13 protein-coding genes are annotated in these 16,606 nt (G+C 36.2%); 3 read left to right on the forward strand and 10 right to left on the reverse strand.

The window, feature by feature from the left end:
* Window positions 1-210 precede the first annotated feature (210 nt).
* The 10 genes from NYF15_RS20600 to NYF15_RS20645 all read right to left on the reverse strand — a co-directional run bounded on the left by NYF15_RS20600 (window position 211) and on the right by NYF15_RS20645 (window position 12,455).
* Window positions 211-2,583 carry a prolyl oligopeptidase family serine peptidase gene (locus tag NYF15_RS20600; protein WP_371354530.1) on the reverse strand — a complete coding sequence of 791 codons (2,373 nt, stop codon included), beginning with the start codon at window positions 2,581-2,583 and terminating at the stop codon, window positions 211-213.
* Complete coding sequence (locus NYF15_RS20605; protein ID WP_371354531.1) at window positions 2,576-4,966, reverse strand: ABC transporter permease; 2,391 nt, start codon at window positions 4,964-4,966, stop codon at window positions 2,576-2,578. The genes NYF15_RS20600 and NYF15_RS20605 overlap by 8 nt, the downstream gene beginning before the upstream one ends.
* A complete protein-coding gene (locus NYF15_RS20610) occupies window positions 4,960-5,688 on the reverse strand; it encodes an ABC transporter ATP-binding protein (RefSeq protein WP_371354532.1) in 729 nt (242 codons plus the stop codon). Before NYF15_RS20610 ends, NYF15_RS20605 begins: the two co-directional genes overlap by 7 nt.
* Before the next feature lie 4 nt (window positions 5,689-5,692).
* Window positions 5,693-6,919, reverse strand: a complete 1,227-nt coding sequence (locus tag NYF15_RS20615) for an efflux RND transporter periplasmic adaptor subunit (protein ID WP_371354533.1) — start codon at window positions 6,917-6,919, stop codon at window positions 5,693-5,695.
* A 33-nt stretch (window positions 6,920-6,952) separates the two neighbouring features.
* Entirely contained in the window at window positions 6,953-9,067 is a 2,115-nt protein-coding gene (locus NYF15_RS20620) for a peptidase domain-containing ABC transporter (protein ID WP_371354534.1), read from the reverse strand.
* Window positions 9,068-9,077: 10 nt separating this feature from the next.
* The gene (locus NYF15_RS20625; RefSeq protein ID WP_237120184.1) at window positions 9,078-9,773 is read right to left on the reverse strand and encodes a hypothetical protein; all 696 of its coding nucleotides are present in this window, start codon (window positions 9,771-9,773) and stop codon (window positions 9,078-9,080) included.
* A gap of 3 nt (window positions 9,774-9,776) precedes the next feature.
* The gene (locus NYF15_RS20630) at window positions 9,777-10,811 is read right to left on the reverse strand and encodes a radical SAM protein (protein ID WP_062567076.1); all 1,035 of its coding nucleotides are present in this window, start codon (window positions 10,809-10,811) and stop codon (window positions 9,777-9,779) included.
* Between the two features lie 67 nt (window positions 10,812-10,878).
* Window positions 10,879-11,061, reverse strand: coding sequence for a hypothetical protein (locus NYF15_RS20635; protein ID WP_062567077.1), 183 nt, complete (start codon window positions 11,059-11,061; stop codon window positions 10,879-10,881).
* 69 nt (window positions 11,062-11,130) lie between these two features.
* Window positions 11,131-12,261, reverse strand: a complete 1,131-nt coding sequence (locus NYF15_RS20640; protein ID WP_371354535.1) for a hypothetical protein — start codon at window positions 12,259-12,261, stop codon at window positions 11,131-11,133.
* Entirely contained in the window at window positions 12,261-12,455 is a 195-nt protein-coding gene (locus tag NYF15_RS20645) for a hypothetical protein (RefSeq protein ID WP_062567079.1), read from the reverse strand. Before NYF15_RS20645 ends, NYF15_RS20640 begins: the two co-directional genes overlap by 1 nt.
* Window positions 12,456-12,659: 204 nt before the next feature.
* Between NYF15_RS20645 and NYF15_RS20650 the strand changes: the two genes are divergently transcribed.
* The 3 genes from NYF15_RS20650 (at window position 12,660) to NYF15_RS20660 (ending at window position 16,604) form a co-directional block, all read left to right on the forward strand.
* Window positions 12,660-14,717, forward strand: coding sequence for a winged helix-turn-helix domain-containing protein (locus tag NYF15_RS20650; RefSeq protein ID WP_371354536.1), 2,058 nt, complete (start codon window positions 12,660-12,662; stop codon window positions 14,715-14,717).
* 307 nt (window positions 14,718-15,024) lie between these two features.
* Entirely contained in the window at window positions 15,025-15,669 is a 645-nt protein-coding gene (locus tag NYF15_RS20655; protein WP_130150871.1) for a helix-turn-helix transcriptional regulator, read from the forward strand.
* Between the two features lie 164 nt (window positions 15,670-15,833).
* A complete protein-coding gene (locus NYF15_RS20660) occupies window positions 15,834-16,604 on the forward strand; it encodes a DeoR/GlpR family DNA-binding transcription regulator (RefSeq protein ID WP_062567082.1) in 771 nt (256 codons plus the stop codon).
* Window positions 16,605-16,606 lie beyond the last annotated feature (2 nt).

Consider the following 16,606-nt stretch of genomic DNA (forward strand, 5'->3'; position numbering starts at 1 on the left):
TTAATCCTTTAATTTATTGTTTTTTATAACTTAAGCTATTTATAGTGAAGTAATTCAGATACCCATGCAAGCCCAAAGTTGGCTCAGTTACGGCTAGCCTTGTGTAGCAATGATGACAAGTGAAATGGTATAGGGACTTTGAGTGTAAATAATATAAGAATAATGCATTTTATGCTCTATAGTGGTTACTAAAGAGCATATGGTATTACGTCATAATTGTGCTCGGGATGATTTTAACCACTTATTAAGCCAAGCTGATTGCTCTTTAAGTAAATATGTTAAGTTTTCTTTCGCTCTATAAGAGTGGCCTTCATAGGGGAGCATAATGAGCTGGGTTGTTTTTTTATTCGCAATTAGCGCTTGATACATTCTTGTTGATTGTAGGGGGTAAGTCCCTGAATTTTGATCATTTTCACCGTGAATAAGTAGCAATGGCGCATCAATTTTATCTGCGAACATGATTGGTGATAAGTCAATATAGGTCTCTTTTGCTTGCCATAGAGTACGCTTTTCACCTTGAAAACCAAAAGGCGTTAATGTTCTGTTATAAGCACCGCTTCGAGCAATACCAGCTTTAAAAAAGTCAGTATGTGCGAGCAAGTTTGCTACGGTAAATGCGCCATATGAATGACCCATGACAGCTAAAGAGTCTATATCAATTAACCCTGTACCTTTGAGTGCATTGATAGCTGCTTGTGCATTAAGATTTATTTGATTGATAAAGTCATCATTGGGTTCTTGACCGTCAAATGCAGTGATTGGCATGGATGGTGACTCAAAAACTGCGATGCCGTCATGAAGAAAAACCAAAGGGCTTAATGGATCAAATTGCCTAAATATATTTGTTTTTACAGTATTTTGTTGGCTTAGTTTTTTATTATTAAATTCATCCGGGTAGATCCATAGGACTGCAGGTATTTTGCCTTGTGCTTTATCGTAGTTACTCGGTAAATGTAGCGTACCACTTAAATTTAACCCATCACTTCTTTTATAATTTATAAATGTAGGAGGCTTGTCAAAATATTGCTTATTTTTGTTCGTTAATAAGGGGATTCGCTCATTCATATCAGTGCTTGAAATTGCAAAATATTGAGGAGCTGTTTGTACATTTTGTGTTTGTATAATAAGCGTATTATTTGCCACTCTTAAAGGGAGTTCAATGCTTTCTTTACTGCTAATAAAGTACTCTTTTCGTGTGTTATTGGTTTTGTTTAGTGTATTTATAGTGGGCCTGATGCCCTCTTCGCTAAGGCCATTAGATAAAAAGAAAAGATTTGAATCATCTTCTACAAGCACTTCATACCCCTCAGGTAGTCTCAGGGTTTGCGGATCGCCAAAGTCATTAAATTTATCTCTATAGTCTCGTTGTTCAATTAAGACACTTGCTGAGGTACTTGCACTAATTAAAGAAGCTTTTGCTTGTTTGCTAGCATAAAGCCACTCTTGAGCGACTCCGGCACCTGATTTCCCCCATATAATATTATGTACTCTCCACTTAGCCTGATGGATGAGTTGTTTGTTTTGATTGAACGGGCTGGCAAGTTTATATGTATTGTCATGATATTTTTTATCTACTGACATATCACCATTATCAATTGCTTCGGTCCAAGTGAGAGTTGAGCCTTCAGAGGGAAGCCATTTTACTAATCTTGCACCATTAGGGACGCTATCTTTGGCTTTCTTTAAGTTAACCTTGTTATTTAAAGAGGGTAAGACATTTAGCTGGTGGTGGGTTTTTAAGTTAGTAATTTGATAGTCTCTGCCCCACTTTTTGTATGGTAAAAAGGAGGAGAGCTCTTTGGGTAGAGTTGACGACAACACATACTCTCCGTCAGGAGACAAAGAGAAATCATCAAATAGCATGTTATCAGTTAGAGAGGTCACATTACCTTTTAAATCGATTTTAACTAAGCTTGAAAGTGCTAGAGTTTTAAATTGCTCTTTAAGTTTGTTATTTTTTAGAAGGCTTTGATATGTTCGCCCTTGCTCTACTTGTCGCTCAGATGAGAGAGAGTTTGGCTGTTTTAATTCGTTAATGGGTGAGTGTACTTTAGTATTTCTTTTTTTAACGATTAGTGCTGTGCTATCAGGTAGCCATCTGAGGTGTCTGCCACCTAATGTCGCTGACAAATTGGCCTGAGAAAGGCGTTTGAAAACCTGAGCTTCAACGTCATACACCCATAAATTAATTGTGTTGTCATTTTGAATTAAATAAGCAATTTTTTTAACGTCAGGAGACCAGTTATAGTCGATAATGACGCCGTTATCAGGGGTTAGGTCTATGCTTGTTCTATTGCTGATATCAAAAAGTGTTGTATGGCTATATAAAGGTGTGTCAAATCGGCTATATAGATTGCTATAAAAATCCAAGCCCGCTAATTGCACGCGTGCTTGTGATACATAGTGAATCGATGGATAGCGTATCTGATGTAAAAATAGAGCCTGTTTCCCATTAGGTGATAGTGATACATTCTCTTGTGTTGTGGAATCTATATAACTTTCCCATTGGGGTTTATTCTCATCTGTGTTTGCGTGTATCGCGAAAGATAAGAGCAATACTATAAATATAAGAAATCTATTCATTGCGTAATGCCTTTATTGGATCTTGTCTTAGTGTTTTATTGATCGGAAAAAAGCTCGTGATAAGCGCCATAACTAACAGCCCAAGCCAGATAGATAATGTTAACCACCAGTTTATAGTTAAGGTGACGTTGGGTAGTGAAAAGCAATAACCAATAATTAAAAATGCTAATGAAAAAGCGAGCACCAAGCTCATCGTTATGGGTTGCATAAGCTCAAGTAAACTTTCTTTTAATAATCTTAGGTTATCTGCGCCCATTGAGAGCTTAACGCCCAAGCTATATCTGCGTACTTTAATTAAGTAGTTAACAATGCCATTGATGCCTATACAGACCATGAGTAATGATGTTGATGCAAGTACAATAGCGAGCCAAGCTGCGTTTAAATGACGCTGTCGTTGGTCATCAAATTGAGTTGTTAATGACGCTAATGAATGTATATCTAAGCGTTTATCAATCCCGTAGATCAGTTGCTGAATTTGCGATATTGATGCGGAATCTTTCATTGTTAGAAGGTAGGTATATTGACTCCAGCCGGGGTAATCTTTGGGTGTGAACACTTCAAAGTTTTCACTTTCAGGCCTTCCTGGTACGTAGGTATTACTGACTACACCTACGATAGAATAAAACGTTTTGCTGTCAAAGCTGACTTTACTATTTAGTACGTTCTGTGTGTTTTTATCCAACATATCCGCAAGGCGTTGGTTAACAATAATGGACGGGTTTTTAAGTTTTTCATCACCTTTGCTAAAGCCCTTGCCAGTTACTTTAAGATCTAATTCTGCAAAATAATTGTTGGAAACTAAGCTATTACGCGCTTGGGCAATATACTGGTCAGCTTCATCATATATTTGGTTAACGTTAACCGTATCGGGTAAGCGCTGTTCTGATGATAGTGCTAAACTGCTCACATTATCGAGGTTTAATAGCTGTTGGGTGATGGCTTTATGAAGGTTAATTCGTTCACTCGGCTTATCGATATTACTGTAATTTATTGTAAGTGAGTATTTACCTTGAGTGTTTATGCCATTATCTCTGAGTGCTTCAGAGAGTGTTACTAACACGACGTGACTTGCTGCGGTTAATACTAAAAATGAGAACAAAATCTGTAAGCCAACTAACAAGTGGCTGGTCGCTGCGCTCATTTGTTTTCCAGTACCTTTACCGCTACTTTGTAAGCTACTCATTAAGTTTTTCTCTTTTACGACACTTAATTCTATAAATGAATAGAGTGCAGCAATAGTAACAATCAAAAATACTGAAAAGAGGAGTGTATTTATACTTAACGAAAGAGTATCTAGTCGTTGTATAGAATTTTCGGCTAAGTTTTGAATAACGATAAACCCTATTTGGGTAAGTGTTAATGCCAGTATGACTGCAATGCTAATCAGTAGTAAGTTGTGCTTTAGTGTTTCAACAATGAGCTGTTTTGTACTTGCTCCAAATGCAAAGCTTATAGCAATCGGTTTTATACGAGTAATTGCTTTTGCAAGTTGCATACTAGAGAGGTTGATAAGTGCAATGATCAATAACAAACAAACACCTAAAAGAAGCATGAGTACTATTTTTCCGCTATCACCTTTTAGTGCGTCACTAAATGTCGTGATACGTGCGTTAACAGTAAAATCTTTCAGAATATTAGGAGCATGGAGCTGAGCGCCTTTCAATGATAGGTCTGATAACTGTTGTGTGATTGCAGATTCTGATGCTGTATCTTTTAATCTAACAACACTTTTGTATGCACCCATAAACCCATTTGCTGTTTTGGGATCAAATACCTCATCGACATCAATAGGTAACCATATCGCATCGTTTATATTTTTGTAGTGGGGCAGAACAAGATCATCTGGAGCTACACCAACAATAGTGAATCGACGTTGATTTAACTGTATTTTTTGACCAATGATATCATCTTGACCTTGGAAAAGTTTTTGCCATGCCCTATAGCCTAAAACGACAGACATGTGCTTACTGCCAAGCGCCTCGGTCTTATTAAATAATCTGCCAAGTTCAGGTTTTACACCAAGCAGGTCAAACAAGTTATTAGATGCAAGAATAACGTCTACAGCGGGTCTAGTTGGCCTGTCTAATAATTTATAACTGGTCCACTTATGGTAGGTAGCCATGTCAGTAAAGAGCGTATTTTCACTCTCTATATAACTTATTACTTTTGAATTACTAGCAGGGCCTGAGTAGCTTTTTGAGTTTACGGTGCCTTCCAGTAAATATAAATTATCACTTTGTTGATAAGGCAAGGGGGAGAAAAAGACTAAATCCACTAAGCTAAATGCACTTAGTACCATGCAAAGAGTAAGCGCTAATGTAAATACGGTTGTTAAATAGTACTGTTTAGCACGTTTGAAGGTATTGTAGGCTACTTTTAACATGGCTGAGCAACTCGATTTGCCTCTATTGGCGTATTGATATCATCATTTTCAGCTATTACAGAGCCATCTTTTAATTGAATATTACGAGATGCCATGTTGGCATAACGCGGGTCATGGGTGACTAAAACGATTGTTGTGCCTTGCTGATTAAGGTCTTTGATCAATGCCATGATGGCATCACCGCTTTTAGAATCTAAGTTACCTGTTGGCTCATCGACAAGCATAATTCCTGAATCACCAGCTAAAGCGCGAGCAATGGAAACGCGTTGCTGTTGACCCCCTGATATTTGGTTAGGGTATAAATCAGCTTTATCTGCAAGGCCTACTTTTTCTAAGCAATCTAAAGCACGTGCATGGCGCGTTGAAAGCGAATCCCCTCTGTATTTTAAAGGCAGTGCTACATTTTCTAAGACGGTCATTTCATCTATCAGATTAAAAGATTGAAATACAAAGCCGATTCTATTTCCACGAACTTTAGAGCGTTGCGTTGAGTCCATATCAGAAACCAGTAAGCCGTCGATGTAATATTCACCACTTTGTGGGGTGTCGAGTAATCCCATAATATTCAGCAGTGTTGATTTTCCGCACCCTGATGGGCCTGAAATAGAAATAAATTCGCCATCATAAACAGTGAAGCTAATTCCTTTTAAAATTTGACTAACTTGATCGCCATTGGTAAAGGATTTAGTTAAGTTATTAACCCTTAAAATTTCAGTGTTCATACTTCTAGCTCTCTATTTTTATAACTTTTGTTTCAGCAGGAATATCTAAGGTGGAAATAATAACTTGCTCACCAGGCTCTAAGCCTGATAACACCTGAATTAACTGTCCTGATGTTTTGCCATATTGCACATCAACTCTAACAGCCTTGTTATCACTCGTTAGCTTGAATAGTGAACCATAACCACCTTCTTTAGCATCACTGGGTTGCTTTATGTAATTCATATCTTTTTGCACGTCGGCGTAGATGGTTGCATCAACCTGTTGCATCGGTTTCATGCTGCCGTGCTCAATTGCTTCAAGTTCAATATCAATCTGTACAGCACCATCATTGATAACAGGGTCAACACGAACGACTCGTCCATGCACTTGCTCATTGAGTGTTGTAATGTCGGCTTTCATGCCCATTTGAATTAAGTGCGCTTGAATTTGCGGAACTTTTATTTCCCCAACTAATGGCGAGAGGCTGCCAATGAGCGCAAGCTCAGAGCCTGCTGTTACACTTTGCCCTAAACTGAGAGGAAGACGCTGGATGACCCCTTTCATTCCTGCTTTTACAGATAATTGCTCTACCATAAGTTTTGCGACGTTGAACTCATCTTCTGCTTGAGAAATAAGATCATCTTGAATCGAAAGTGCTTCTTTTTGCATTTCAGTGAGTTTGTCTAATTTTGATTCTTCGAGGCTGATGCGTTTGAGTAACTGCTTCGCTTCCAATTCATTTTTTTTAGCACTAATCCCAGAGACAATTCCTGATTTAGCTAAAGAGCGTTCGGCTTCTACTTGGAGCATGGCAATTTCTGCTTGTGCTTTTAACTCAGAGATACTTGATTCATTGTTTAACAGCTCTCGTTGTTGCACTAACAAAGTTTGACGTTTCTGTGTCTTTGCATTTTTGAGCTTCGCTAAAGCTAAGCGCAGCTTACTCTCAAGCTCAGGGTTGTTTAATGTCAGAATCACTGTATCAGGCTCTACAACAGCCCCTGCTTTTAGCTTTATTTCGTCGACAACCGCATTGCTAGTGGCTGTGAGTAGTCTTTTATTAATTGATTGTAGTGAGCCATAACCTTCAACCTTAATAGAAAAGTCACCTCGTTCTACTTTTGCCATCGTTACAGACTCAAGCGAGATTACTTCTGCATTATCTGCAAACCCTAACCGCCAACCAGATAAAAGCATAATGGCTGACAAACCAATTAACCCCTGATAAACAAGTTTAGATGTGAGTTTCATTATTTTTTCCTTTGCTTTATGAGCAATCTTTAGTTAGATCACCTCTGACAGGGCTTGACCATTAATTAACTTTTCTAAGTCTATTACTCTGTCTGCTGCTTTTATCGTTTCTTGCCTGTGGGCGACACTAATTCTGGTTATTCTTTTTGATTTTAAATGCTGATTCACTTGTAATTCTGTAGCAGCATCTAAGTGACTCGTTGCTTCATCTAAAAATAAAACAATAGGTTGGCTGTAAAGGGCCCTAGCTAAAAGTAAGCGTTGCTTTTGACCGCCAGACAATGAACTGCCTAAGTCGCCCACCTGTGTATGCAGCCCCATTGGCATGGCTTGAATCTCTTGCCAAATTGCTGCGCCTTTTGCAGCTTCAATCACTTGATTGATATCTGGCTTGGGTTCAAAAAAGGAGATATTTTCAATTAAAGAGCCATTCAGTAATTGATCATTTTGCATAACCGTGGCGCACATAGATCGAAAGTTTCGCATCCCTAGCATATTGATTGAGTGGCCATCTAATAGATAATCACCTTGCTCGGCTTTAATTAGGCCAGTCATTAGCTTAAGTAAGGTTGATTTGCCTAATCCTGAGCGGCCAATAATAGCGACAGACTCTCCAGCATTTATTTCAAAGTTGATACCTCTAAATAACCAAGGAGATGAAGGAGAATATCTAAAATGTAAATCACGTACTTCGATATGTCCCTTAGTTTGCTCTTTTGCAACGACCAATGAATTACTCTCTTGTTCTTGGCTTTGCATGACGATATCTGACATTCTTCGAAGGTAAGTGGATGCCAACTTAAATCGAAATATATGGTCAACTAAGGTTTGAGTGCTGCTTGAAAATTGTTGACGATAGGCTAAAAAGGCAATGAACATACCAATCGTAAATGCATTGTTTATGATTAATGTCGCACCAAAAAATATAACGGTTAAATACTCTACTTTACTTATTAATTCTTGGCTTATTTCAGCCGAAATAGATATTTTCTCTCGCTTAATATTTTCATTGGTTGTATCGGCAAATAAGTTAAGCCACGATGATAATCGTGTACTTTCTTTGACGTAGCACTTTATGGGCATTATCGCTCGAATTGTTTCGAGAAAGTGGCTATTTTCTTTTGCTTGTTTCGCTAAAACTTGTTCTAAGTGTTTATTTTCTTTTTTTGTTAAGTAAAGCCTTACCATTAACGTGATAGATAAAAATATAAGTGATATCAAGGCAAGGGTAGGTGAATAGGTATACATTATGATTAAAGTCGTAATACCAAGAAGGCCTTCGACAATCGCGGCAATAAAGCCTCGGCTAATCATACGCTGAACTTCATTAAAGGCCTCGAATCTTGATTTGATATCTCCAACATGGCGAGACTCAAAGAATGATAGAGGTAAATGTAGTAAGTGGCGTTGTATATTAGCCTTTACCTGAAAACCTAAGTTCTTATCTAGGTATAATATTGCCGCTGAGCGAATAATATTACTAAACGTAGTTAATAGTGTGATTGCTAAAAATGCAGCCAGTAGCCAGACCAACACACCGCTATCTGAAAGTGGAATACCATGGTCAATGACGATTCTTATATAGTATGGGGATATGAGTAAAAAGCATTGCAATATCAATGCAATAACGAAAATTTTAAACAGCGATGAGCCTAACCCATCAATATTACCTATAAACGTTCTAAGTGGCATTTTTACTCTTTCATCTGCAACCGTAAATGTCGATGAAGGAGTTAACTCTATTGCAATACCAGTGAAAGCTTCAGAAACTTGTTTCCAATCAAGTTTAACTTTCCCTTTGGCAGGATCATGAATAACGATCCCCGTTCTACTGACCGACGCTAAGGTTACAAAATGATTAAAGTTCCAATGAAGGATTGCTGGCCCTTTTAGTTTTGATAGCTGTCCAAGCTCTAGTTTTAGTACACGCCCAGACAAGCCAATATCATCAGCTATTTTTAAAATATGTTTAACGGTAATGCCTTGTGTTCCTACCGGATAGCGCTGTCGCATGGCAAGCATATTAACTTTGTAGCCATGATAAAATGCGATCATTGCAAGGCAAGTAATCCCACATTCAGCTACTTCACTTTGTAAAAAAGTAGGCAATTTAGATGATTTGAAGTCTATATAATCGGTGAGTCGCATTTAGTTTTCACTATTTAATTAAATTTATAATCTTTTCATCTTGCTTGTTAAGTACTATTTTTATTTCAGCGTTAGGTGATAATTTTTGTATATCATTTTCTTTAATTTTCAAATGAACTTTTTGTTCTTTTTCACTTGATATTCCATTAATAACCATAGTGACTGTCGCTGTTATTTTTTCATCGTTAATATGTAGAGTTGCTTTATCATTTACATTTAAATTAATTTTCTTGGTGTTTGATACCCAAAAAGATAATTCACCATCGGCTGGTGGTGTCAAAAGATAACCAAGAGGCTTGTATGGCTGAGTTATATTTTTATCAATTTTAGAGTGAAAGAAAAAACCGTCACTGGGAGAGCGGATAACATCACTTTCTAAATTGCTTTTATTATTTAGTTTAGAGATAGAGATCAAAGCCTGGTCTTTTCTTACATGCCCACCATTTTTAGATAAGTAACTTTTTATAATGGCAACTTCACTATAAATTAGTGGTGTATAATTTTCAGCAGATATCTTAATCGCAAGACTCTTACTTGATGGGATCGAGATTATTTTTATTAAAAGAAAGAAAGCGATAAATATGAAGATAAGAAATAATATAGAGTTATTTATCACTTTAGGTTGCTTTATAAGCGACTTGCCAATATCACTTGATTTATATTGGTTCCTAAGAGCTTCCTTTCTAAACATATTAACAATAGACATGATTTAGCTAACTTTCTTTATTGGAATGTCACCAACAACAGTGTTGCTGTTCATATAACTAAGCGGGCATCCCATTTGCCAGCTATCAAGAGTCGTAAAGCCTTTTATCCAGGTGCTAAATTTTTCATTATTTAAAGTGAGAGTGCCGTCAGGGTTAATCTTGCCAATATTGTTTCTGTCATCATCTAAAGCTACGGTACACTTATTGATATTACCATTTGCTCTAATTCCTAAAGAATTTGGCTTTCCGGCATAACAGATGTAATGGCCCCGATCATTAGTTTCCTTACTATTATCTAAATAACGTTCTGTTAGTTCTCGAGCTAACTGTTTGGCTGATTTTTTTGATATTAGGCGGTTTATTTTTTCTTGATTATCACCCCCTAAGTTAGATATTTCTTTAAAAAGCAACTGAAACCTACTGTCTTCTTTTAGCTCTTCATCATAGCGTTCACAAAAGGCTAAAACACTTTCATGGTTTAAGTCTGTAACATGTATTCTGAGAGTTATATGAAAATCAAGATCTGTTGCAGATGCTGCTAATAAGCGACCCCATATTTTATCAAAACTGCCTCTTCCGTTACGTGTTAATCGAGTTGTGTCGTGTGACTCTTTGTCACCGTCAATAGAGATTTGAAAGCTATTTTGTTTTAGCTCCACAAGTTTTGTGAGTGTTTTTATATCGAGAAGAGAACCATTTGTAGTCAGATTTCCCGACACTTTACAGCCATTTTCTTTTGCTAATGATTGTGCGTATTCAGCAATTTCAAATAGAATATCTTTTGCTAATAAAGGCTCCCCACCAAACCAACTAAATGATAGGCTCTTCAACTTAGGTATTTTATTTTTGATAAGAATTTTAGTAGCATCGACTAACCAACGAGGCATTTTTCCAATTTCAAAATCTTCATAGCAATACACGCATCGAAAATTGCACTGCTCTGTTGGAAAGATTATTAGCTGGAATTTTTCATTGCTGAGGCTATTTACTAATTGTTGTTTAGAAAAGCCTTTAATTTTTCCTGTTGAAGAGATCATTTTTTCTCCTTTAGTTGTAAATTAACCCAGATCACTTTAAAGAGGGTGATCTGGGTTAGTGTGTTAGTTATAGTTCTTTAAATTCAGAGCCACAGCTAATGTTTGCACAACCTACATTAGTCTCTTCATCCTCTTCTTCTGGAGAGAAACCACCAGCTACAACGCCAGCTAACTCTTCACTTAGCTCAACTTCACCTAACTCATTAAGTTTGATTTCTTCGTTTTTGATATTTTCAAATTTCTTGCTCATTTTATTTCCTTAAATTTATTTTATTAGCCCTTAATGGGTTTTATAATTATGGATGCTATTTTTATTTTTTTAACTGTTAAATCTACTAGGGTTAATTATTTTATTCATTCTTTTTGTTATTTCTTTTAAGTTTTCTTTGTTTCCTCCTTCCTCAGTGAAGGGGAGGTTTAATTCATGTGAAATGTGTTTTTTCAGTATGAAATATTCTGTTTTTTCATTTATTTCTAAAATTTCTGTCTTTATATCTTTGGATGGATGGTTTTTATATATGTCTAGAACTGTCATGCCATAATTGAATTCATCATTTATTTTTTTATAACTTTTCAAAGTGTTTTTTACGAGTGATGAACTATGTGACTCTTTACTTTCTGCGATAACATATGAGGAAAAGTTCAGGTCTGATAGTGAATCTAGCTTTGTTTTCTTTAAGCAAGCTATCAGGTGATTTAACACAGTTTTAGATTTGCTTTCATTTCCTGATTTTTTAAATAACTCGTAAAGCCGGTAGCTGTATATCCCATTTTTTATACACTTGTATTTTCTTATTTGCTTAAAGCAAATATCCAAAGCTTCATCAAATTCATTTAAGTAAATTAGTGATATTATTTTTGATTCAATATATATGTCATTATTACTATATTTTTCAGGTATTAAGTCTTGGAGTGAGAACACCGCATTGAAATTAGAATCTGCAGTATAGCTTTTTAAGCATTCATCTAACGTAGCAAGGTAGAGTGCCTCCCAGCGCTCGCCAATATCCGACTTTGAAACTTTTATTCCACCTAAATGAACTTTGTCACTGTTATAAATTGGAGATATGTTGTTTAACAGGGAATCGAACTCTGATTTTCTTTTCGTCAATTTATAGAGCCTGAGCAAGTTGATTGTAGGATCTATAAGGTTTATGAGATTTTGGTTATCTCTGTCATTTCTATATAATTCACTCCACAGGTCGATCGCTTTCTTTAAAAACAGCTCACTTTCATTAGTTTTTCCTTGGTAAGCTAGCACTAATGGGTATGCATTGATTAGCCTTCGCAGTGTTCCATTAAACTTTATCTCTTGACCTGCTACATCCCTATCAAAAGCAATGCACATGTTTTCACACCATTGCTCAATATTATATAAAGCTGCTAAATCCCGTTTTTCGGTTAAACGTTTTAAGTGAGGTTTGTAGCTTGTCGAAAAATTTTCTGGCATTAGCTAATGCCCTCGGAATCTGAGAAGGAGGTGCGTTGTTCCTGATTATCACTTACATGACAATAGACCTCTTCAGGATCGATATAACCACCGACGAGTGCATCAAGTAATTCGAGGTTGGTAATTTCAATAAAACCATCATTTGTTCTTCGAGCTGCTACCGAGTGTTTTTCTGATTTCATATTGTTTCTCATTTAACTTGCCTTATTAGTTTTTCGGACTTGAAGATAAACCTAAAATAAGCCAGCTGATTTGCAATGATTTAACGCTGATATATCTGTAACCAAGTTGTGACTTTCTTATAAATCAATGGGTTATGATTGTGTGGTAATTCTAATTACAGTGCGGTACTATAGTTGTTGTTAAGGAAGTGTTAAGTTTGTGAGTGACTAAACAGTATGTTTTTTAAGATTGGTGAGTATTATTTAGATACGCAAGAGATGTCTCTTCGCATAAATGAGCAATCAATTTTATTAGAACCAAAAGTCTTTGCCGTCTTAGTGTATTTTATTGAGCATAATGATCGTTATATTTCGATGGAAGAGCTCCATGAAAACCTATGGCAAGGTCGATGTGTCTCAGATGCTGCTGTTAGGCGAATTATAAGTAAAATACGTATTGTTTTGAACGATGACCACAAAGAACCTACTTACCTTCAATCTCTTCCAAAGCGCGGCTATAAATTAATTTGTCCAGTATCTCAAATTGCAGAAACATCTACACCTGAGGAAACTGAAAAGCCAATAGATGTAAAGAATAATGACGCAAAAAAAAATAGGCGTTTTTTATTCATTGTAATTGCCACCCTCTTTTTGTTTTCATTGACCTACTTCATCTATAAAAATACTGATAAAGAAGTACATGTCGTTACAAAAGTGATTGATTCTGTTATTTCGGACAAAAGGGCGTTAGCTGTTTCAAATGATGGCAAATATATAGCATTTACAAGTAAAGTAAGTCATGAGGAAAATGACCACATCTATTTAAAAGATAGAGAAAGCCAAACTGTAAAAATGCTAATTGATGATACGACCCTACCCAGGGGTTTAACTTTTTCCAATGATGCAAAACACTTGTATTATTCTGATAATTTAGATGGTATTGCTTTATTAAAACAGGTTGCGTTAGAAAGTGAAGCACATAAACCAGAGATATTAGTATCCGACTTTTACTTTATCGCCGATGTTTTTGCGGATAAAAATGAAGATGGCCTAATTTACTTTTCTGGGCAAAAAAGCCAGCAAAGTGCAATGCTTATCTATAAGTATAACTCTAAAAATAATTTGCTAGAGGAAGTTACATCCGTTGCTCAAAAAGGTGCACATGACAGCCAAGCCGATATTTCTCCAGATTCTAGCAAAGTTGTCGTACTTCGAGTTTTTTTAGATAGTAAACGTAACTCTATTCGGGTACTCGATTTAAAAATTGGTAACACACTTTTCCAGCATGACCAAAATGTTGTCATCTATGATGTTCAATGGCTAGATAATGAGCACATCATTTTAGTCGATGATAAAAAATTAACTAAATTGAACATTAAAACAGGTGATTTAGAGATCATAACTAATTCAGAAACAGGCTTGATTGCTGCCAAAGTTTTAAGTTCTAGTTCTCTATTGGCGATTAGAGATAATGTGTTAACCAATACGCTGATAGAGAAGAAACTACCATTAAGTGATTTTAAAAATGTTGAGTTAATCCAAGAGAAACAAGCAAAGCAAGGTTACATTAAAGCTTACCAGCCCGTTGATAATAAAATCTGGATGGTTATAAAAGAGAACGGAGTAAACTCTTTGACTTTTTATGAAAAAACAAAGGCTGATAAAAAAGTGACTTTAATGAGTACTGAAAAGCCACTTAAGTTAATCAGTACCTCAACATCTGGGCAATATGTATTACTGAAGCTTCAAGAGCGCATAACGATTCTTAATACACTTGATAATAGCCTTACCTACCTCTCTAAAGCTGATGAGTTGATTGGCGATATTACTTTTTCACTAGACGAAAAGTCTATTCTATATACGCGTAAGAGCAATGGTGAATGGCAAGCTTTTAAGCATATGATTAAAGAGAAAACAAAGGAAAAAATCTTTAAAGGTTACCGCTTTATTCGTCCATTCAATGAAGGGTATGTTTTAGGTGATGACAACGGAAGGTTATCACGCTTTGAAACGTTAAAAGAATCGATGATCCCAATGCCCATAAGTGTGTCTACTGAGCATAATACAAACTGGACGATTATAGAGAGCACATTACTATGGAGTGATCATAACTTGATAAACACCACCTTCTATGAAATGGACTTATACGATGTTGATGCCTCTAGCTTAAAGTCAAAAACGTTTGACTTTAACGTGATTAGGCCTAGTTTTTATGTAGATAAAATGAATAACTTGATTGTAGTTGAAAGCTTAGGTAATAAATATAGCGATATAATTTTATTTGAAATTCAATGAGTTAAATGTTTTTCTTTAAAGTTATAAAAAAGTCACCACATAATTATTGATAAAATAGCCCTCTTAGCCCAAATTTAATGTGAACAAAATAACTACAACATAAGTTAGGGGCTATACCACTATGAAAAACACTTTTAAAAAAACATTCATCTATGTGACTACCTTTATATTATTAACAGTAGCTAATACCGGTGAACTGTATATAAATGATACTATTAAAATTAATACTGACGAGTCATCAGTGAAAAGCATTTGTATTCTCGCTCCAGATCTATGTAAAGAATAATCTTATAAGAGAGCGTTTTTTATGGTAAATATAAATGAACTTCATTCTAGAATTGAGTGTATAAATTCAATAGATAGCTTTAATAAATTTTTTACAGATATAAAAAATACTTATAGTTATACGCAGGTAGGATTTATTACTTTTGATTTCTCTGACTTATTTAGATTTGATACTAATTACTTTGGAGAATTTGAGCACTCTTTTTTAGATGAGGTTCACTCCTGTAAAAAATTAATTCATTATTGTCTTAATGAAACAAAAGCGCTGATGCTTAGTGAAATAAATGGCAATTATGATTCAGTATTAATTGTTCCTACAGGTTTACATAAGAATAAATTTGCTTGTTTGGTACTTGAGTTGCCTAATTTAAGTACTGAACCGCACAAAGCAAAAATGCTAGGAGACTATTGGCGAATCTTTTTAATCGAAATGTTTGAAGCCTACCGACGTTCAACGCGTACAGAAGCAGTAAAAATTACACGGCGAGAAAAAGAGTGTATTAAATGGGCATCAATAGGCAAAACATCCTGGGAAATTAGTCAAATACTTAATATCAGTCAAAGAACGGTTGATTTTCATTTGTCTAACTGCATAAAAAAAACGAGTAGTACTAATCGACAGCAAGCTATCGTGAAGTGTATCTTAAACGGAGAATTGCTTGCCTAACACCAGCAAGAGCCACCTTTTATGGTGGCTTATTTGTACCTAGTGTGAATTTAATAGAATGATAAGTTTTCTCCCTCACTTTAATTTAAAACATTCACTTGCCATTTATATTGTTTCGTTTAAAATTTCAAAACTTTCGAAACGAAACTTATGTGATCATATAAATGACAAAACGAAACACTCAACAACGTCGCCATACAATTTTAAGTCAAGTTAATGAGTACGGTGAGGTAGCTGTAGAGGCGCTGGCTGAGCAGTTTCAAACTTCAGAAGTAACGATTCGTAAAGACCTCACGGCACTTGAGAAAAGTGGCTTATTACTGCGCCGTTACGGTGGTGCCATTGCATTGCCGCAAGAAATCGTTGCAAATAGCAACGAGAAAAGCGACTCGCTTCGCAAAATGGCAATCGCACAGGCGGCTGCAAAGCTTATTAAAGACCATAACCGCATCATTATTGATAGCGGCCGCACTACAGCAGCGATGATCCCTGAACTTGCCAATAAGCGTGGTTTAGTGGTGATGACCAATGCTATTAATGTCGCTAACCGACTGCTTTCATTAGAAAATGAGCCAACACTTTTGATGACCGGTGGGACTTGGGATCCGCATTCAGAATCGTTTCAGGGCCAAGTTGCAGAGAATGTTCTACGCTCTTACGACTTTGACCAACTCTTTATTGGTGCCGATGGCATTGATATTGATAGAGGTACTACAACCTTCAATGAATTAGTAGGGCTTAGCCAAGTGATGGCTGAAGCTGCCCGTGAAGTGGTAGTGCTGGTTGAATCAGAAAAAATTGGCCGAAAAATACCGAATTTAGAACTGCCTTGGCAGCGTGTTACCACTGTTATAACAGACAACCACCTAAGCGTAGATAAGCGCGAGGCGATAACAGCGTGTGGTGTACAGCTGATCTGTGCAGAAATTGAATAACC

Origin of the sequence: Pseudoalteromonas sp. 68 DY56-GL68 (genome assembly GCF_041414825.1) — a bacterium.
Lineage (GTDB): Bacteria > Pseudomonadota > Gammaproteobacteria > Enterobacterales > Alteromonadaceae > Pseudoalteromonas.